The organism is bacterium, from assembly GCA_031082185.1.
Classification (GTDB): Bacteria; Sysuimicrobiota; Sysuimicrobiia; order Sysuimicrobiales; family Humicultoraceae; genus VGFA01.
Window position 1 is genome coordinate 1 of the sequence record JAVHLI010000003.1, and the last position, 19,591, is coordinate 19,591.

14 protein-coding genes and 1 tRNA gene are annotated in these 19,591 nt (G+C 65.8%); all 15 read right to left on the minus strand.

All coding sequences use genetic code 11. The features are described from left to right. Nucleotides 1-397: 397 nt before the first annotated feature. The 15 genes from RDU83_03875 to RDU83_03945 all read right to left on the minus strand — a co-directional run bounded on the left by RDU83_03875 (nucleotide 398) and on the right by RDU83_03945 (nucleotide 19,571). Nucleotides 398-574 (minus strand): hypothetical protein, encoded by a 177-nt coding sequence (locus RDU83_03875; GenBank protein ID MDQ7840151.1) that lies wholly within the window; start codon nucleotides 572-574, stop codon nucleotides 398-400. Between the two features lie 563 nt (nucleotides 575-1,137). Next, nucleotides 1,138-1,368: a hypothetical protein gene (locus tag RDU83_03880; GenBank protein ID MDQ7840152.1), complete on the minus strand. Its 231-nt coding sequence runs from the start codon at nucleotides 1,366-1,368 to the stop codon at nucleotides 1,138-1,140. A 1,304-nt stretch (nucleotides 1,369-2,672) separates the two neighbouring features. Beyond that, a tRNA-Leu gene (locus RDU83_03885) sits at nucleotides 2,673-2,759 on the minus strand. Between the two features lie 66 nt (nucleotides 2,760-2,825). Continuing rightward, nucleotides 2,826-3,554: a DUF881 domain-containing protein gene (locus RDU83_03890; GenBank protein MDQ7840153.1), complete on the minus strand. Its 729-nt coding sequence runs from the start codon at nucleotides 3,552-3,554 to the stop codon at nucleotides 2,826-2,828. Beyond that, the gene (locus RDU83_03895) at nucleotides 3,551-7,069 is read right to left on the minus strand and encodes a DNA polymerase III subunit alpha (GenBank protein ID MDQ7840154.1); all 3,519 of its coding nucleotides are present in this window, start codon (nucleotides 7,067-7,069) and stop codon (nucleotides 3,551-3,553) included. Before RDU83_03895 ends, RDU83_03890 begins: the two co-directional genes overlap by 4 nt. Before the next feature lie 49 nt (nucleotides 7,070-7,118). Beyond that, nucleotides 7,119-8,549, minus strand: coding sequence for a 23S rRNA (uracil(1939)-C(5))-methyltransferase RlmD (gene rlmD / locus RDU83_03900; protein ID MDQ7840155.1), 1,431 nt, complete (start codon nucleotides 8,547-8,549; stop codon nucleotides 7,119-7,121). Further along, nucleotides 8,549-10,036: an Asp-tRNA(Asn)/Glu-tRNA(Gln) amidotransferase subunit GatB gene (gene gatB / locus RDU83_03905; protein MDQ7840156.1), complete on the minus strand. Its 1,488-nt coding sequence runs from the start codon at nucleotides 10,034-10,036 to the stop codon at nucleotides 8,549-8,551. Before gatB ends, rlmD begins: the two co-directional genes overlap by 1 nt. A gap of 3 nt (nucleotides 10,037-10,039) precedes the next feature. Next, nucleotides 10,040-11,518 carry an Asp-tRNA(Asn)/Glu-tRNA(Gln) amidotransferase subunit GatA gene (gene gatA / locus RDU83_03910; GenBank protein MDQ7840157.1) on the minus strand — a complete coding sequence of 493 codons (1,479 nt, stop codon included), beginning with the start codon at nucleotides 11,516-11,518 and terminating at the stop codon, nucleotides 10,040-10,042. Nucleotides 11,519-11,529: 11 nt separating this feature from the next. Then, nucleotides 11,530-11,823 (minus strand): Asp-tRNA(Asn)/Glu-tRNA(Gln) amidotransferase subunit GatC, encoded by a 294-nt coding sequence (gene gatC, locus RDU83_03915; protein MDQ7840158.1) that lies wholly within the window; start codon nucleotides 11,821-11,823, stop codon nucleotides 11,530-11,532. Nucleotides 11,824-11,839: 16 nt separating this feature from the next. Further along, a complete protein-coding gene (locus RDU83_03920) occupies nucleotides 11,840-12,715 on the minus strand; it encodes an ABC transporter permease (protein ID MDQ7840159.1) in 876 nt (291 codons plus the stop codon). Between the two features lie 71 nt (nucleotides 12,716-12,786). After that, nucleotides 12,787-13,812 carry an ABC transporter permease gene (locus RDU83_03925; GenBank protein ID MDQ7840160.1) on the minus strand — a complete coding sequence of 342 codons (1,026 nt, stop codon included), beginning with the start codon at nucleotides 13,810-13,812 and terminating at the stop codon, nucleotides 12,787-12,789. Between the two features lie 58 nt (nucleotides 13,813-13,870). After that, nucleotides 13,871-15,634, minus strand: coding sequence for an ABC transporter substrate-binding protein (locus tag RDU83_03930; GenBank protein ID MDQ7840161.1), 1,764 nt, complete (start codon nucleotides 15,632-15,634; stop codon nucleotides 13,871-13,873). Nucleotides 15,635-15,744: 110 nt separating this feature from the next. Next, nucleotides 15,745-16,776, minus strand: a complete 1,032-nt coding sequence (locus tag RDU83_03935; protein MDQ7840162.1) for a dipeptide ABC transporter ATP-binding protein — start codon at nucleotides 16,774-16,776, stop codon at nucleotides 15,745-15,747. A 10-nt stretch (nucleotides 16,777-16,786) separates the two neighbouring features. Continuing rightward, nucleotides 16,787-17,824, minus strand: a complete 1,038-nt coding sequence (locus RDU83_03940) for an ABC transporter ATP-binding protein (GenBank protein MDQ7840163.1) — start codon at nucleotides 17,822-17,824, stop codon at nucleotides 16,787-16,789. Between the two features lie 73 nt (nucleotides 17,825-17,897). Next, nucleotides 17,898-19,571, minus strand: coding sequence for a peptide ABC transporter substrate-binding protein (locus RDU83_03945; protein ID MDQ7840164.1), 1,674 nt, complete (start codon nucleotides 19,569-19,571; stop codon nucleotides 17,898-17,900). Nucleotides 19,572-19,591 lie beyond the last annotated feature (20 nt).

Sequence of the window (19,591 nt, forward strand, 5' to 3'; positions counted from 1 at the left end):
CCCCCTATATAGAGACCCCCCCCTAAAACATTGGGTGTTGTGGTGTCGTATGTTGCGGACGACACTTAAACCCTTAATAAACCCAGACCAGAGCAGCCCCCTTCGGGGGAAAGACCAGAGCCTCCGCCGCCGACCACACCTCTAGGGGTGTGGCGTCGTCGGGAAGACCAATGCGACGACCCAGACCAGGGCAATTGCCTTCGATCCCGGCCGGAACCCTGTTGACGGGCGTGGCCTGTAGGCCCCGCTTTCGAGCGTTGACCCTACCGGCCAGCCACATGATGACGACAACAGAACGAAGCCAGCAGGGCTTAGAGCCTGCTTGCCTTGTCGTTCATTGCCGCCACATTTCATAATCCGCCGTGTTTGTTTAGCCTCGGCCTTCTGCCTGCGGCGGTTATTGTGGGCAGCGGTGCTTCTCGGCCGCCGCCAGGATCGCCAGCTCCGTCGCCTTCTCGCGCAGGATGGGGGTCCACACGAAGCAGCGGGCGCAGTGGATCTCGACGTACCGGGCTGTAACCTCTAACCGTAAGTGAGAGGGCAACAGGCGGCGGATCTCCTCGAATGGTTGCATCGAACGGGCTCCTCTCAGGTGTTGTCGTTCAGGAACGACGCTAAAACGAGCGAGAAAAGGCGGACAACCGTGGATAATTCGCATGGGATTCCCCCCGCTTCTGCCCAAGTGGCTGCATTTAGGCGGCGAATCGTGATTCGTCGGGGGTTGATAAGCGAACATTTGTTTGGTATACTTCGGGCGCTGGTTCCGGGCCTGGCGGCACATTCCACCCGCCTGGTTCCCGAGGTCGCGAAGTCCTGCCCCGGATGGGGGGCGCGCCTGCAGTGGTCGATAGTGGACTGCTGGAGGTTGTTTTATTTTGGGGCGTTCCTGTGTGTCCAGCGCCAACCGTGGCCAGCAAGCCGCCGAACGGGCGCAGGCTTGCCAACAATCCGATGACCTCCGGGTCGTGTGGATTCAGAAACCGTCGCCCGCCGTGCAGCAAGACTTCCTGAACGGACTTGCCGAGATAATCGCGGCGGCTATCGTCGCAGGAGAACTGAAACCAGGGAGCGAATGGTCCCGGCTGGAGGTCGGCGATGCCTAACGCAGCAGCTATTTATGCCCGTTACTCGTCCAATCTACAGTCCCCTACCTCCGTTGACGATCAAATCGCCTTCTGCCACAAAGCCGCCGCACGGTTTGGCCTCGCCATCGACAACCGGCACATCTACCAGGATCGTGAGGTTTCCGGGGCCGTCGCCGACCGGCCCGGATACAGGCAGCTGATGGAAGCGGCCGAGAAGCGTGAAATCACAGCGGTAATCGTTGAGGCGCAGGATCGCCTCTGGCGCGACCAGGCCGAAATGCACTCTGCCCTGAAACGCCTCCGCTTCTGGGGCGTTAAGGTCTTCTCCGTGGTAACAGGTACAGACCTGACGGACAGGAGCGGGCGAATCCTGGCAACCGTCGTCGGACTCCAGGACGAATCGTTCTTGGATAATCTGCGGGAAAAGACTCACCGAGGACTGAGCGGTCAATTTGGCCGGGGCTTCAGCACGGGCGGTCGACCTTACGGGTATCTACTTGTTTCCGCCCCTGACCTTGTGACCGGGAAGCGGAACAGCCGGTTGCAGGTGGACGAGGCGCAGGCCGAAGTCGTGAGGCACATCTTCGCCATGTACGCCGCCGGGAGCAGCGCGAAAACGATCGCACACCGGCTGAACGAAAAAGGTGTCGTGCCGCCCCACGTGAAGGCCGGGCATAAGTCGAACGGATGGACGGCGGGAACGCTTGTTGGCGACCGCAAGCGCGGCCTGGGCGTTCTAAACAATGAACTTTATATTGGCCGCGTGGTGTGGAACCGTACCCGAAAGGACCGGGATCCAGAATCGGGACGACGCGTCCCACGACTACGGCCCCGCGAGGAATGGCTTAGCCGGGCGGCTCCAGAGCTCCGCATCGTGCCCGAGGATCTGTGGCAGCGGGTCAAAGCTCGGCAAGGAGAGGTCACCTGCCAGACCGGGGGTGGAAAGTTTAACCGTCGTAAGTTCTTGTTTTCCGGCCTGTTGAAATGCGGCGTGTGCGGCGCGAATTATGCCATGCGGAATGCTGCTTATTACGAGTGTTCCTTCCACCTCAACCGAGGGAAGACGGTCTGCGCGAATGGCCGCCTTGCGCGCCGTGATATCCTAGAGGAGCGGTTACTGCGGGCGATTGAGGAGGAGATTCTTTCACCCGAGTCCGTCGCATACCTGGCGCGAAAGGTGAACGACGCCCTGCAGCGGGCCAACTCAAGAGGCACGTCTGCGCGGCGCGCGCTGGAGGCCGAACTCCGCGAGGCCGAGCGGGAGGCTGAGAGCATCAAGCAGGCCGTGCGGCACGGCAAGGCAACGGCAACGCTGCTAGAGATGCTGGAGGAGGCCGAGGCCAAGATCCAGCGCCTCCGGGCGGAGCTGGGCGCGGAGCCGAGAGCGAAGGCCGTCGTGAAAGTCCTGCCGGGGCTTGTGGAGAGGTACGCCCGCGAGCTGCGGTCCGTCCTGGGCCACGACGTAGAACGAGCAAGGTTCTTGCTCGCCAGGCTCCTGGGTGAGGTCGTCCTGCGCCCAGATAAACAGGGGCTTGTAGCGGCGCTGCGAGGCGACCTGAGCGTTACCCTGGACGGTGCTGTTTCGACTGGTGCCGGGGGCGGGACTCGAACCCGCAAGGGGTTTCCCCCACTTGATTTTGAGTCAAGCGCGTCAGCCAGTTCCGCCACCCCGGCGCACACCAACCGCGCAACAACCAACAGGAATCATAGCATCTACATCTGCAGGCGTTCAATTCGACGCTACTCAGTGGGCCTGGAGTGCTCGAACTTGGGAGCGCCCCTGTGGGCCGGGACGGTGAGATCGCCCGCCCGGCTGATTGTGATGCCCATCCCCAGGGCCCGCAGGCCTTCCACCATCCCGCCGCGGATGTTGAGCGCACCCTCCAGCGTGGCGGGGTCGCCCAGCGCCACGATCGTGAACGGGCCCGTGAGCCGCGCCAGGTCTACCACCACCGTCCCTCCGACCTGGCCGAAACCGGTGGTGGCGGTTACCCGCTGACCGTTCACGGCAACGGCTTCCACGCCGGCGGCCCACAGTTCGTTGATGACGCTCACCAGGTCCTGGTAGGTTACCACGACCGGGCTACTGCCTGCCGGGTTGCTCTTGGCATCCTCCAGGCGCACGACGATCCCCGGTCCCTTCATCGGCTTCAGCCCTGCGAGCACGCGGAGGCTCTCCAGTTCCTTGCTCATCGCCGCCGTCAAGGTACGACCCTCTGCGGTGGCCTGCTCGTACTCCGCAAGACGCCGCTGCATCTCGCCGACCTTCCGCTCCAGCGCCAGCCGCACCTCACGCTCCTGCCGCAACAGCGTTGCCAGAGCGTACACGTTGCGGGTAGGCACCTCCGGCTGTGCGCTCAGAAACCGGCTGGCCCGGAACTGAACCACGAACAGGAACCCGATTCCCAGCAGCACCACCGCCGCAACTACCTGCTGACCGCTGACACGCCCGCGGGGTCGCGCGCTCATTGCCGGACTCCTCTTGTGCCGTTGGCGCGGCTGCCTGTCTCGCTCGCGGCTCGCGCCGGAATCCATGACGCGGTCTTAGGACCCAACAGTCTCTCGACGGCCTCGACGACCTGGGGGCCTGCCGTCACGCTGATGTCGCGAGCCTGCATCCGCACCTGCCGGCCCTCCGAGGTCACGGTGAGCAGCACCGGGCGGTCGCCACCGTGGCGGGCAAGCAGGTCCCGCAGACGCCGCAGCCCCTCCTCCCCGTGCCGGTCGGCGTCCACGAGGACGTGCAGCACCGCCTCGCCCGGCGGGCCGGCCCCCGGCGGGCCGGCTCCTGATGGACCGGCAGCGGGCGGACCGGCCTCGAGCGGAAAGACGCCGTCGGCCAGTACCTTCACCTGGTGCTCGGACGCGTCCAGGCGGCCGCGTACCACCACGATGGCGTCACGGCGCATATCCGCGTGGCTCTGCTCGTAAGTCTTGGGAAACACGATTACCTCGGCGCTGCCGGTGGGATCCTCCAGCGTCATGAAAGCCATGGCGGCGCCGTTCTTCGTTGTGGTGCGCTTCAGCGCCGTGATCAGCCCTCCGATGACCACGTCGCTCCGATCACGCAACTCCGGCAGTTGGGCGACCGTTGCGGTCACCCGCGCGGCCAGCGCGTCGCGGACAGAGGTCAGGGGATGGTCCGAGACGTACATGCCGAGCATGTCGCGCTCCATCGCCAGGAGATCGGCCTTGGAGAACTCTTCGCCCCCGGCCTGAGAAGTTCCCGCCGGAGCCGGCGGCGCGGCTTCGCCCGCGTCGAAAAGCCCGGTCTGTGCCCCTGCCCGTGCCTGCCGCTGGCCGCCGGCCAGGGCGGCTTCGACCTGCCGCAGCATCGAGGCGCGCGTGCGGCCGAGCGAGTCGAGGGCGCCGGCCTTCACGAGGCTTTCCAGCACCCGCCGGTTCACGACGCGACCATCCACGCGCATCACCAGGTCTTCGAGGGACGTGAACGGGCCCCCCTCCGTGCGCGCCCGCACGACGGCCTCGACCGCGCCGCCGCCGACGTGCTTGATCGCGGCGAGGCCGAACCGGATCGCGTTGCCGACCACGGTAAAGGTGTCCGCCGACTCGTTCACGTCCGGGGGCAGCACGCGGATGCCCATGCGTTCGCACTCGGAGACCGCGGTCGCGACCTTTGCCATCCAGTCCTGTCCCTGCGCCTCGGTGGTCAGCACCGCGGCCATGTACTCGGCGGGGAAGTTGGACTTGAGGTACGCGGTCTGGTAGGCAATCAACCCGTAGCACGCCGCGTGCGCCCGGTTGAAGCCGTAGCCCGCGAACGGCACAAACTGCTCCCAGATCTGATCTATCTTCCGCTTGGACACCCCACGCTTGCGGGCGCCGGCAATGAACTGCTCCCGCTGGGCCTCCAGCTTGTCCTTGATCTTCTTGCGTACCGCGTAGCACAGGACGTCGGCCTGGGCCAGGGTGTAACCGGCCACCACCTGGCAGACCGCCATTACGTCTTCCTGGTAGACCACCACGCCGTAGGTCTCGCCCAGCACCGCCTCCAACGAGGGATGCAGGTAGGAGATCGGCTCCTGCCCGTGTTTGCGGCGGATGTAGGACGGGATATTGGCCATCGGTCCGGGCCGGAACAGGGCCACCATAGCCATGATGTCCTCTATCCGGGTAGGCTTCAGCTCCTTCAGGTGACGGGTCATGCCCGCGCCTTCGAGCTGGAAGATGCCCACGGTCTCGCCCCGCGAAAGCAGATCGAAGGTGGCCCGATCGTCCAAGGGAATGGCCTTGAGGTCAATCACAACCCCCCGCACCGCTTCGATGATCTTGAGGGCCCGGTCCAGGATCGTCAGGTAGGAAAGGCCCAGGAAATCCATCTTGAGGAGGCCGATCTGATCAACGGCCCCCATGTCGTATTGGGTCATCACCAGGTCGCCCTTTGTGGCGCGCTGGAGCGGCACGAGGTCAATCAGCGGGTCGCGCGATATGATTACACCCGCGGCATGGGTGCTGGCGTGGCGCGCCACGCCCTCCAGCTTCTGGGCCAGCCCGAGCAGGCGGCCGACCGCCGGCGTCTCCTCCGAAGAGCGGCGCAACTCGGGGTCGGCCCGCAGGGCCTCGTCGAGGGAAGCGTTGTAGGGAATCAGTTTGGCGATCCGATCCACGTCCGAGTACGGCATCCCCATCACCCGGCCGATGTCCCGGACCGCCTGGCGGGCTCCCATCGTCCCGAAGGTGATGATCTGCGCCACATGGTCGGCGCCGTACTTGTTGATCACGTACCGTATAACCTCGTCGCGCCGGCTGTCCATGAAATCCACGTCAATATCCGGCATCGTGTACCGCTCGAGATTGAGGAACCGCTCGAACGGAAGCCGGTAGTGAAGCGGGTCCACATCGATGACGCCCAGCGTGTAGAGTACGAGGCTGCCGGCGGCCGATCCGCGGACGGTGGTTAGGATGCCCCGGCGCCGTGCAAACGAGACGAAATCCCAAACTATGAGGAAGTAGGCAGCGTAGCCCATAAGCGCGATCACGCGCAACTCCTCGTCGAGGCGTGCGCGCTGCGCCTCAGTGGGCCCTCCGTACAGGCGATGGAGACCCTCCTCGCAGAGCCGCCGGAGGTAGGCGTCGGGTGTCTCGCCTTCCGGCACTGGAAAATGCGGGAGCTTCAGCTTCCCCAGCTCCAGCTCCATCCCAACGCGGCCGGCGATCTCCAGCGGCGCGCGTAACGCCTGGCCCAGGCCCGGGAACCGCGCCGCCATCTCCTCGGCGCTCTTCAGGTAGAACTCGGGCGTATCGCCCATCCTGGGCTTGTCCGTGGCTGAGAGCGCCACGTTCATCTGGATGCACATCAGCGCGTCCTGCGCCTCGGCCTCGTCGCGGCGCACATAGTGGACGTCGTTCGTCGCGATCAGCGGCAGGTCCAGATCGGCGGCCAGGCGGAGCATGCCTCGGATGTTGGCCTGCTGCTCCGGGAGACCGTGGTCCTGTACCTCCAGATAGTAGTTGCCCGGACCCAGGATCTCGCCGTAGGCGGCGGCCGCCTCGCGGGCCGCGGCGTAGTCGTCACGGATGAGCGCGCGCGTAACCTCGCCCTGCAGGCAGCCCGACAGCCCCACCAACCCCCTGCTGTGCCGGGCCAGGAGTTCGCGGTCAACGCGCGGCTTGTAGTAGAACCCGTCCAGGTGCGCAATGGTTGTCAGGCGCAGCAGGTTGCGATAGCCCTCGAGGTCGGTCGCCAGCAGGACCATGTGGTAGGGACTGACATCGAGCCTGGGGTCGCGGTCACTGTGGCGGCGGGGAGCCACGTACGCTTCGACACCCAGGATCGGGGTGAGGCCGTAATGACGCGCCCGCAGATAGAACTCCACCGCGCCGTACATGGTCCCGTGGTCGGTGATCGCGATCGCCGGCATCCCCATCCCGGAGGCAGCGCGCATCAACTGGTCTATGCGGGCGGAACCGTCCAGGAGGGAGAACTCGGTATGCAGGTGGCAGTGAACAAAGGGATCGGACATGGGCTCACGGGCATTGTAGCACAGGCTCAGGTGGCGGAGGTGTCGCGCTTCAAGCGGGCTGCGTCCGACCCCGAAGCAGCGTAACAACGAGCTGCACGTGGCCGGTCTGCGGCAGCACATCCACCGGCTGGACGGCAACGGTTTGATACCCGACCCGCCCCCAGCGGATGAGATCAGCCGCGCAGGTCGCCAGCGATCGTGCCAGGTACGCCACGCGAGGAATCCGCGCGGAGGCCACAGCCTGGACCGTCGCATCGTCGAGGCCGGGGCCCCGAGCGGTCACGACCACCGCCTCCGGGCGGCTGCGGGTGGCCGTCCTCGCCAGGACCCGGAGCGGGCTGCGGGCGTAGAACACCGCGTTCGCGATGCCGTTCCACTCGGCCGCCTTCCAGGCGTCGGCCATCGCCTGGCGGTCCGGGGTCACACCGGTCACCAGGGCGGCATCGCGGGCAAGCGCCAGCGCCAGCAGCGGCGTCGCGGCCGTCAGGTCGAGTGCGGTCTCAGTGGTCCGCAGCGCCGCCGCCTGCCGAACAGCATCAAGCAGCAGGGGCATGGCGCTTGGGTTGGGCGGAACCTCGGTGGCCGGACGCAGCGGCACCCTCATCCCGGCAAACTCTTCGACGATGCTGTCGCGCCCCCAGAGCAGGCGCAGCCGGGGCCCCAGCAGTTCGGGAGCCGGTCCGGGCTGCACCGTGCTCAGGATGCCGACAAGCCCGCTCACCCGGCCGGTGAGGGCGTGCACCAGCGGCGCCGTATCCCGGAGAGGCCTCGCGACGGATAGCGTCAGCAGTGCCTCCCCGGTGGCAAAGGACGCCAGTCCCAGCACGCCCCTCACGAGGCCGGTACCGCTCGTCCGGTCGTGGATCGGCAACCTTAGAGCGCGCACCGTGCTGCGGACGGCGTGCAGGATCGCCTCGTTGGCCGGATGCTGTACAGGACACCGGGAAATGTCTATCACCCGGTCTGAGGCGATGGCACGGAAGCCGGCGACCGCTACTCCCTCTCTCTCGGCAAACGCCGCGCGGAGGGTGCTGCGATATGCCCAGGACTCTCCCCCGACAGTCTCGCGCACGATGTCGCGGTGAACGCCGGCGTGCTCCTTCAGGAAATCCTTCACCAGCGCGGTCTTGAGGCGGCGCTGCGCCTCGGGCACAAGGTGCTGCCATTGGCACCCACCACACCGGCCGAAGTGGGGGCACCGGGCCACCACGGTGCTGGCCGACTTGCGCAGCAGCGCTACCAGGCGGCCCTGGGCGCAGCGGCCGCCCTTGGTCACCTCGACCACGGCCTCTTCGCCGGGCACGCCGAACGGCACCGACAGTACGACCGGTCCGAGGCGCGCGACGGCCACGCCGTCCGGGCCCACCGCTGATAGGCGGACCGTCAACCGCTCCCCAACGTGCACTGTGCCCAGGCCGCCACGCCGGGGATGCTTCGTGGGCGGCCCGGCCTTGGGGATGAGACGGGCGGTCTGCGGCATTATGACAACCGCTCCCTGAGCAGGCGGTTGGCCGCCTCGGGGTTGGCGCGGCCGGCGGTAGCGCGCATGATCTGTCCCACCAGGAACGGCAGCGCGCGCACCTTGCCCGCGCGGATCTCGGCCGCGGGTCCGGGGTGATCGGCTATGACCTTGTCCACGACGACGCGCAGCGTGGCCTCGTCGCTGATCTGCTGCAGACCCCGGGCCTCCACGACGGCTTCGGGCTCCTGATCGTGGGTGATCATCTCCACCAGGATGTCCTTGGCGGTCCGGCCGCTGACTGTTCCGTCGTCCACCAAGCGGAGCAGAGCCGACAGGCGCGCTGGGGTAAGCGCGATTTGGTCAATCTCCACGGCGTGCTCGTTCAGGTAGGCCGCCACGACGCCGGATAGCCAGTTGGCTACCACCTTGGGGTGCGGCCCCAGGGCCACCGTCTCCTCGAAGAAGTTGGCCATCGCCGGAGTAGCCGTGATCAGGTCGGCGTCGTAGGCCGGCAGTCCGAAGGTGGCAATCAGCCGATCGCGGCGGGCCGCGGGCAGTTCGGGGAGCGCCTTACGGATGGCCGCCACCCACGCCGCGTCCACGTCCAGGGGAACGAGGTCTGGCTCCGGGAAGTACCTGTAGTCCTCGGCCTCCTCCTTCGACCGTGAGGCAAACGTGACGCTGCGCCGCTCGTCCCAGTGCCGCGTTTCCTGCACAACGGCCTCCCCTCGGGCAAGCACCTCGCGCTGCCTGACGGCCTCGAACGCGAGCGCCCGCTCGACTGCGCGGACCGAGTTCATGTTCTTCACCTCGGTGCGCACTCCTGGCGGACCGCCTGGAGGCTGGAGCGACAGGTTCGCATCACAGCGCAGCGTCCCCTCCTCCATCCGGCAGCTGCTCACCTCCGCGAACTGAAGCAGACGGCGCAGCGCGTTTAGGAACTCGCGGGCCTCGCCCGGAGAGCGGAGGTCGGGCTCGGTCACGATCTCCATCAGCGGCACGCCCGACCGGTTGTAGTCCACCAAGCTGGACGAGGCGCCTCCGGTGCCGGCGGGGTGTACGAGGCGCGCGGTGTCTTCTTCCAGGTGGACGCGGCGGATTGCGACACGCCACGGCCGTCCGCCCACGTGGATCTCCAGCACGCCGCCGGTGGCCAGCGGTGGGTGGTCGGCGTACTCGTACTGAGATATCTGGTAGTTCTTCGCCAAATCGGGATAGTAGTAGTTCTTTCGGTGGAACCGGCTGCGGGGGTGCACCCGGCAGCCCAACGCCACGGCCGTCCGCAGTCCAAGCTCCACCGCCCTCCGGTTGAGTACGGGCAGGGAGCCCGGAAGACCCAGGCACACCGGACAGACGAGCGTGTTGGGAGGTGCGCCGAACTCCGTCGCGCACCCGCAGAACATCTTGGACGCGGTCAGGAGCTGAACATGGATCTCAAGCCCTATGACAACCTCGCGGGTCCCAGTGCCGGCACCGGTCGGATCCATGGGCTCTGGCTTCTCCATGGCTCAGGCCTCCGGCGAGTGCCGCAGGTGCCAGGAGGTCGCCTGCTGATAGGCGCCTCCTGCCCGCAGCAGCGTCGCCTCGTCAAAAGCCCGCCCCACGAGTTGCATCCCGATCGGCAGGCCGGCGCTGAACCCGCATGGCAGCGCAAGACCTGGCAGGCCGGCCAGGTTCACCGGAATCGTGAAGATGTCCGAGACGTACATCCGCAGCGGGTCATCCACCCGCTCTCCGATGGCGAATGGAAGGGTCGGGGAGGTTGGCATCACCACTATGTCCACCCGAGCGAACGCGCGATCGAAGTCGCGCGCCACCAGGGTACGGACCTTCTGCGCCTTGATGTAGAACGCCTCGTAGTAACCGGCGGACAGCGCGTAGGTCCCCAGCATGATCCGGCGTTTGACCTCGGCGCCGAACCCTCCCTGCCGGGTCCGGGTGACCATCTCAAAGAGATCGTCGGATCCGTCCCGCAACCCGTATCTGACGCCGTCGTACCGGGCCAGGTTCGAGGAGGCCTCGGCCGGTGCGATCAGGTAGTACGTGGGAAGCGCTACGTCCAGCGTGGGGAGGGCGATCTCCTCGACCCGGAAGCCCAGGTTGTCGAAGGTGTCCAGCGCGGCCCTCACCGCCTCCGCCACGCCCGCGTCCACCCCGGAGCCGAATGCCTCCGAGGGCACCCCCAGGCGGATCTCCCGCCGCGTCTCGCCCAACGTGGCCAAGTAGTCGGGTACGGTCACGTCGGCCGAGGTAGAGTCGCGAGGATCGGCTCCGGCGATAACGCCGAGGAGCAGCGCGCAGTCGGCCACATCCCTTGCGAACGGCCCGATCTGATCCAGGGAGGAGGCGAACGCCACCAGCCCGTACCTCGAGACCCTGCCGTAGGTGGGCTTCAGGCCGACCACCCCACAGAAACCGGCGGGCTGCCGGATCGAACCGCCGGTGTCGGAACCCAGGGCCAGGGGCACGTATCCCGCGGCGACCGCGGCGGCCGAGCCGCCGCTCGAACCTCCGGGGACGCGACTGAGATCCCAGGGGTTGCGGGTGGGCCCGAACGCGGAGTTCTCGGTGGACGACCCCATGGCGAACTCATCCAGGTTGGTCTTGCCGACAATCACCGCGCCCGCGTGGCGCAGCCGGGCAATCACCGTGGCATCGTAGGGAGGGAGCCAGCCCTCAAGGATCCGCGACCCGCAGGTGGTTGGAACGCCCCGCGTGCACAGGTTGTCCTTGACCGCAACCGGAATGCCGGCGAGCGGGGGCAGCGTGTCGCCGGCCGCGTTCCGCCGGGCCTGGGCATATAGGCCGTCCCACTCGACCGCCTCTTGGCGGGCGCGCTCCGCGTCAACGTGGAGAAAGGCGTGCAGCTTTGGGTCGCGCAGCGCGATCCGTTCGAGTGCCGCGGCGATGACCTCCGAAGGCCGCAGCTCCCCCGCAGCATAGGCGGCTCGCAGAGCTCGCGCGGACTCCCAAACGGACGGGGCCATCCTGACCGCCCCTACTCCGCCTCGAGTACCCGTGGAACCTTGAAGAACCCCTGTTCGTGCGCGGGGGCCGCAGCCAGAACCTCGTCGCGCGAAAGGCAAGGTGCCGGCAGGTCCTCTCGCAGGACGTTGACCATCGGGAGCACGTGCGAGGTCGCGGGCACGCCCTCGATCGAGACAGCGTCCAGTCGCGCGCAGTACTCGAGGATGCGGCCGAGTTGCCCGGCGAACCGTTCGCGCTCCTCGTCGGTCAGCGCCAGGCGGGCCAGGCGCGCCACGTGCTCAACGGTTGCCCTGTCAATCGCCACCGACTACCTCCCGAGATCAGTTCGAACCGCGCAGCCGTGGATCCAGTATATCCCGGAAGGCGTCTCCCAGCAGGTTCCATCCGAGCGTGAACAGGAACAGCGCGGCGCCGGGGAAGACCACGGTGTACCAGAACTGGAAGGCGTTGCCGGCGGCACCCAGGATCCAGCTCCGCGAGAGACTGATGATCTGCCCCCAGTCGGAGTAGCCGACCGGCGCGCCCAGCCCCAGGAAGCTCAGCGCCGCCGCCGCCACCACGATGCTTCCCATGTCCAGCGAGGAAACAACAAGCACGGGGTAGATGCTGTTGGGCAGGACGTGCCTGGAAATAACCTTTAGATCACTGGCGCCAAGCGCCCTGGCCGCTTCTATGAAGTCGCGCTCGCGGACCGAGAGGACCTCCCCGCGCAATAGCCGGGCGTACCCGGGCCAGCTCACCAGGGCCAGAGCGATCATCACCTTCTCCAGCCCAGGACCCAGGATTGCCACGACCACAACGGCCAGGATCAGTCCGGGAAACGCCAAGAAGACGTCCACGATGCGCATCATGATCTCGTCGAGGCGTCCGCCGTAGAATCCCGAGATGCCACCCACCAGGATCCCGATGGTAACCGAGGTGGCCACCACCGCCAGTCCCACGCGAAACGCCGTGCGCGCGCCCCACACCAGCCCGTAGAAGATGTCAAACGCCTGCTCGGTCGTGCCCAGCGGGTGTCCAGGCCGCGGCGGCTGCGGATCGGGGCTGTAGCCCTCGTGGGGCATCATGTAGGGATCTCGGGCATCGGCCTTCGGAGGTGCGATCACCGGTGCCAGGAGCGCGGTCAGCACGAAGGCCATGATGATGGCCAGTCCCAGCATGGACAGGGGATTGCGCCGCAACCTGCGCCATGCCATCTGCCAGGAACTCATGGTTATGGGATGGGCGGGCTGCCCTGATGCGGCTCGGTGGATCGCGCCCCCAGTTGTCATCGCAGCCGGATGCGGGGATCTATCAAGGCGTAGAGGATGTCGGCCGCCAGGTTGCCCATCACCAGCAGCAGAGCGTTGAACAGGGCGAATCCGGCCACCGCGGCCGCATCGAGCTGGATCGCCGCGTTCACGCCCCAGAGTCCTATCCCGGGATAGCCGTAGACCGTCTCCGTGATGGCCACGCCGTTGAGGAGTCCCACGAACAGCAGGGCGGACATCGTCACAACAGGAATCATGGCGTTCTTGCGGGCATGCTTGTTCACCACGACTCGGTCATCCAGCCCCTTTGCACGCGCGGTGCGCACATAGTCCTGGCGGAGCGTCTCCAGCATAGAGGACCGGGTCACGCGCACGAGCGTCGCACAGCTGACCAGGCTCAGTGTCAGCACCGGCAGCGCAAGGTGGCGCAGCGCATCCACGAAGATCCAGAGCTGGCCGTTCAGCAGGGCGTCCACGGTCATCAGTCGGGTGTAGGGACGGAACTGCTTGGAGAGCACGTACATGCTGGGCTCCAGCGAGAGGCGCCCGGGCGGGAAGAGCTGCCAAGCACCGTAGAACACCATCAGAAGCAGGAGGCCCCACACGAAGGTGGGCATCGAGGTCCCGCTGATTGCGAAGAAACGGGAGAAGTGGTCCAAGGCACGGTCTCGGTGCACCGCGGATAGGGTCCCCAGCCAGATTCCAACGACGAGGATGGGCACGACCGCGAAGATGGTCAGCTCCAGGGTCGCGGGGAAGAAGGTGGCTATTGCCTTCGCCACGGGCATCTTGGCGGTTTCCGACCACCCCAGGTCGCCCTGCACCACGCGGCCCAACCATCCCACGTACTGGGTGTGGAACGGCTTGTCCAGACCGTGCGCGCGGATGATGCTGTCCACGGCACGAAGCTGGCGCGGGTCGGTCACGTACAAGGCGGCCCGCATCTGTGGGGAGAGCATCTGTAGCAGCCCGAAAATCAGGAGGGTTACCCCGAAGGCAACCAGGGGCAACAGGAGTAACCGCCGGACAACAAATGCCGTCATGGGAGTCCCGTGGTGGGGATCGGGAGGAAGCTTCCTCCCGATCCCCGTGCGGGAGTGGCTATCCCTTGAAGATCGTGTAGTAGTACGTCCCCGGGAACACCGGGTTGTTGTACCATCCCCTCACCCAGGAGCGCTGCACGCGGAACACCACCTGGTGGACCGGCGAAACCGACGGTGCCAGCTCGAAGAACTTCTGGTTGATCTGGGAATAGAGCTGCTTACGCTTCTCGGGGTTGGTCTCCTTGATCGCCTGCATGATGAGCCGATCCAGCTCCTCGTTCTTGAATCGCTGGGACTTGGGGAAGGTGCCGTCGCTGTGCAGGAAGTGGAAGGCGAAGTTGTGGGGGTCCGGGTAGTCGGCCACCCAGCCTATCCAGAAAACCGGGAGCTTGCTGTCGTTCATCGCGGCCAGATAGGACGCCCAGGTGATGCCGCGGACGTCCAGCCGGAACTTGGGGTTCAAAGCCTCAACGCCGTCTTTCAGGATCCGCGCGCCGACCTCGCGGACGACATTGCCGGTGTTGTACAGTACGGTCGCCCTGAACCCGCGCTCCCACACCTGGCCGCCCCACGCCTCCCTCAACTCGGCAATGGCCTTCTCGCGGCTATGGGAGAAGTACTCCCTCTTCGCATCGAAGCCCAGCATGCCCGGAGGTATCACGCCCTTGGGCAGTGTCCCCTGATTGCGGAAAGCATCTTGGAGGAATGTGGCATAGTCGAAGGCATAGGCGAACCCGCGCCGGACCCGGACGTCGGAGAAGAAGTTGGCCGGGATGCCGGCGCCGTCCAGCCGTCCGCTACCCACGTCGGGATTGCCGCGCGTGTCGATGTCCACCGTGAAGAAGAACGCGTCGGTGCGCAGCCACGGCAGGTTGTCAATCAGCCGGATGTTGGGGTCGCCCTCTACTTGGGGCTGCTCACGCCGGCTGATCGCGATGCTGTCGGCATCGCCGGCCTTGAGCATCAGAATGCGGGTGGCGGTTTCATCAATGCTTCGAAAAACGACCCGGCTGAGCCTGGCCGGCGTGCGCCAGTAACCATCGTTGCGCACAAGGATGACCTGCTTGCCGGCGCGATCCCACCGCTCAAGCTTGAACGGCCCGGTGCCGTTGGCCTTTTCAAACAAGGCGCTGGACTCTTTCTTGAGGTTGTTGTAGCGGGCCATTGTCGCGGCCGTCCCATCCCAGTCGCCGTTGGCCGCGGCCCACTTCTTGGATACCACGCTGGACCACAGCGCCATGATGCTCAGGAATGGACCGAAAGGCTCCTTTAGGGTAACAACCACGCTGTTGCCCTTGACCTGAACCGCACGCTCTAGGGCCGAGAAGCTCAGCATCAGGTTGCCCTTGTCATCGCGGGTCTTGGTCATGCCCAGAATCGGCTCCAAGAGCAGCGAGGAAGGGCCACCGTCACGGTCAATGAGCAGGAACCGCCGCAGCGAGTAGGCTGCATCCTCGGCGGTCATGGGCGTCCCGTCGTGGAACTTCACGCCCTCCCGGATCGGAAAAGTGTAGGTCTTGCCGTCAGGCGAGACCAGCCCGTTCTGCACGCTGGGCACGGTCGTGGCAAGACGGGGAACGAATCGATCGACGCGGCCGCCGTCGTAGAAAATCAGTGGCTCGTAGACGTTGAAGATTATGGTGTGGCTCGAAGTGTCGTAGGCCCACGCGTAGTCGAAGGTGTCCCAGTCGCCGAAGCCGACCTGGATGAAGGTGTCCGGGTTCTTCACAGCCTGCCCCGTGGCGGTCCCTGTCAGTCCCGCGAGGGACAGCGACAGCGTCAAAGCAAGCAGGATCAACACCTGCCTTCGCACTCGTCTCATCTGTCACCCTCCTGTCAGTCTGTCTCTCGTACCGGACCAAGAAGTCATAAACCCGCCCTCAGCCGCACTAGCGAGCGGGCGGGCGTAACGCGTCACTCAGCGATCGGCTACTACGCTGGCGTCTTGAGCACGGCCGCCTTGCTGCGCTGGTGCTTGAACGGCTGAACCGGACATGCCACATAGTGCCCATCCGCAACGTCCACCATCGGTGGCTCGTTCACACGACAGGACTCAACGGCATAGAGGCACCGCGTGTGGAAGCGGCAGCCCTTGGGCGGGTTGGAGGGGCTGGGCACGTCGCCGGGCAGGATGATCCGCTCGCGGCGCATCCCCGGGTCGGGAATCGGCACGGCCGACAGCAGCGCCTCGGTGTAGGGGTGCTGCGGGTTGGCAAAGATCTCTTCGACCGGGCACACCTCGACAATCTTGCCCAGGTACATCACCGCGACCCGATCGCTGATGTGCTTGACCACCGAGAGGTCGTGGGCGATGAACAGGTAGGTAAGCCCGAACTCCTTCTGCAGATCCTCCAGGAGGTTCAGGACCTGCGCCTGGATCGAGACGTCGAGCGCGGAGACCGGTTCGTCGCAGATGATGAGCTTGGGGTTGACCGCCAGAGCCCGGGCGATGCCTATCCGCTGCCGCTGCCCGCCGCTGAACTCGTGCGGGTAGCGGTTGGCGTGGTAGGGGGACAGGCCGACCACCTCGAGCAGTTCCTGAACGCGGCGCACCTTGTCCTTGCCCCGCGCCAGGTTGTGGATCTCGAGCGGCTCGCCGACGATGTCACCGACGGTCATGCGGGGGTTGAGCGACGAGTACGGATCCTGGAAGATGATCTGCAAGTTGCGCCGCATGAGGCGCAGCTCTTCCTTGCGGAGCGAGAAGATGCTCCGTCCTTGAAACACCGCGTCTCCGGCGGTGGGCTCCATGAGCCGCAGTATGACCCGGCCGGTCGTCGTCTTGCCGCATCCGGACTCACCCACCAGCCCGAGCGTCTCTCCAGTGTGGATGAAGAACGACACGTCGTCCACGGCCTTGACGGCCCCGACCTGCTTCTGGAAGATGAACCCCTTGGTAATGGGGAAGTACTTGCGGAGGTTGCGCACCTCCAGGATGATCTCTCTCTCTGTCCCAGTAGCCACAGCCTACCTCCTACGCTTTCCGCGTCGAGGCCAACAGCCCCGCCGCCTCGGCCGCCCGCTTCTCTTCTCCGGTCGCGTGTTCCGTGTACAGATAGCACTTCGCGTAGTGCCCCGCCTGGATGTCCACGTCCGGCGGGTCCTCCTGGACGCAGATCTCCATGGCGAACGGGCAGCGCGGCGCGAATGGACAACCCGGGGGAAGGTCGATCAGGCTTGGGGGCTGGCCCTCGATGGGAATCAGCCGCTCCTTGCGCTCGTGCAACTTCGGGATCGAGTGCAACAGGCCCCAGGTGTAGGGGTGCTTCGGGTCCCGGAAGACACGGTTCACATCGGTGTGCTCCACCGGCTTGCCGGCGTACATCACCACCACGTTGTCGGTCATCTCGGCCACCACGCCCAGGTTGTGGGTGATGACGATCACCGACATGTTGAACTCCTTTTGGAGATCACGGATCAGGTCCAGGATCTGGGCCTGGATCGTCACGTCCAGCGCCGTGGTGGGCTCGTCGGCGATCAGGATCGAGGGGTTACACGACAGCGCCATGGCGATCATGACGCGCTGCCGCATGCCGCCGCTGAACTGGTGCGGGTAGTCCTTCAGGCGCTCCCTGGCCAGCGGGATCTTGACCCGCTCGAGCATATCCGCGGCGCGGTCCCAGGCGGTCTTCTTGTCGAGCTTCTGGTGGAGGATGACCGCCTCTGCGATCTGCTCGCCGATGGTCAGGACCGGGTTGAGAGACGTCATGGGCTCCTGGAAGATCATGGCGATCCGGTTTCCCCGGATGTGACGCATCTGTTCGTCGGAGATCGTCAGCAGGTTACGGCCTTCAAACCAGATCTCGCCGCTCACGATCTTGCCCGGCGGGGTGGGGATGAGCCGCATGACCGACAGCGCGTGGACGCTCTTGCCGCAGCCCGATTCGCCCACGATCCCCAGCGTCTCGCCCTTCGCCAGGTCGTAGGTTAGCCCGTCCACGGCCCGCACTACGCCTTCGTCGGTATGAAAGTACGTCTTTAGGTCTCGAACAGAAAGCAGCGGCTCTGCCACACGCCTCACCTCTCAATAGTCTTCCTGAACCTTCTCCGCCGGAGGGGTGTATCCTTCTCCGGGCTCCGAGAAATCACTGATCGCCCCACCGCCACTGCCAGATGTTCCAGGGGAGGTAGTACGTCCCCAACCCCACCGGCTTGACGTTCCGCATGGCCTTGGGGAATGTGGTCAGGTCGAGCCGGAAGTAGAGCGACAGGCTCGACAGTTCCTCAGCGAAGATCTCCTGCTGCTTGCGCAGCAGCGCGTTGCGCTTCTCAACGTCCAGCTCGGCGATTATCTGGTCCCAGATCTGGTCGTTCTCGGCGTGGCGCCAGCCAACGCGGTTGTTGCCCGACCAGTTGTTGGCAAGCGTCGGGATGCCGATGCTGTGGAACCTGTCGTGGGGCAACGATTCCGGCGTAAACAGGCTGGCGTACATCGCCATGTGAGGGAACTGCCGGCGGGTCGTGTAGGTCCCGAAGAATACCGTGGCCGGCCGGTTGTCGATCCGCACGTCAATGCCGACCTGGCGGAGCTGCTCCTTGATGATCTGCTGGATCTGCTCGCGGATGGAGTTGCCGGCCGTCGTCGAGATAGACATCTCGACGCGCTTCCCTGTGCCGTCGCGCAGGAAGCCGTCCGGGCCGGGCCGGAACCCGGCCTCGGCCAGGAGCGATCGCGCCCTCGCGGCGTCGAGGTCATACTTCTTCAAGTTGGGGTTGGCCGCGGGATGCCCGGGCGCCATCCACGAGTTCGCCACGGGCTGGCGGCCGCCGGAGCACGAGACCTCGGCAAGGGCCTTCCGGTCCAGCGCGTAGGCGATCGCCTGCCGCACCCGCTTGTCCTTCAGCCACACGTCATCCAGGTTGAAGTCTATCCGCTCCCAGACCATGGCCTCGCGGTAGTGGGCGTTCACCCGGGCGGCCCGCTGCGAGATCTGTTCCATCTGCAGACAGGAGAAGTTGCTGATCTCCGTGGCGTCCACGCCGCCCGTGATCGCGTTGGCCTGCAGCACGGTGCTGTCCAGGATGAACCGGATGGTCACCTTCTTGATCGCCGGCGCGCCCAGGGGCCACTTGTCGTAGGCCTCGAAGCTCATGTGGCTGCCCGCCACCCACTCGGTCATCCGGTAGGGCCCGTTCGCCACAGGCAGCCGGAAGTACGGCTCCGCCCGCAGGTTCTCCGGGTTGGACAGATAGGGACGCTCCAGCAGGTGTCGCGGCAGGGCGTACGCCGCGCCGAACGGCTCACTGCCCGCGAACGGCCACAGCTCGTTCCACTGGACCACCATCTCGTAGGGATCGTTCATGTTGGTGACAAGGATGTTGTCAACCTTGTTCACAACGAATCTGGCGGTCGAGGGCGTGCGCGGGTTGCGCATCAGGCCGTAGGAGAACCGCCAGTCCAGCGCGGTGACGGGCTTCCCGTCGTGCCAGGTGAATCCGCGCTTGAGCTTCCAGGTGACGCGCATCTTGTTGTTCGGGAGAACCTGCCAATCGCCGTCCTTCAGCGTCGGGAGCTTCTCGGCCATTACGGGGACACGCACCCACTTCTCGTTGAAGGGCGCCGCGTACCCGAAGATCACGTTGTGGATGACGCCGGTTGCGGCCATGATCGAGAACGGGCCGATGATGTCCGGCTCCTGCGCCATGCCGATCGTCACGCTGTCGCGACGCTGCTGGGCCTGTACGACCGGCCCCGCGGCGGACAGCGCGATCACGGCGCCCAACACGAGAACGCACACGCGAAGCAGAACCCGCGCCATGTTGCCACCCCCTCCAGTCA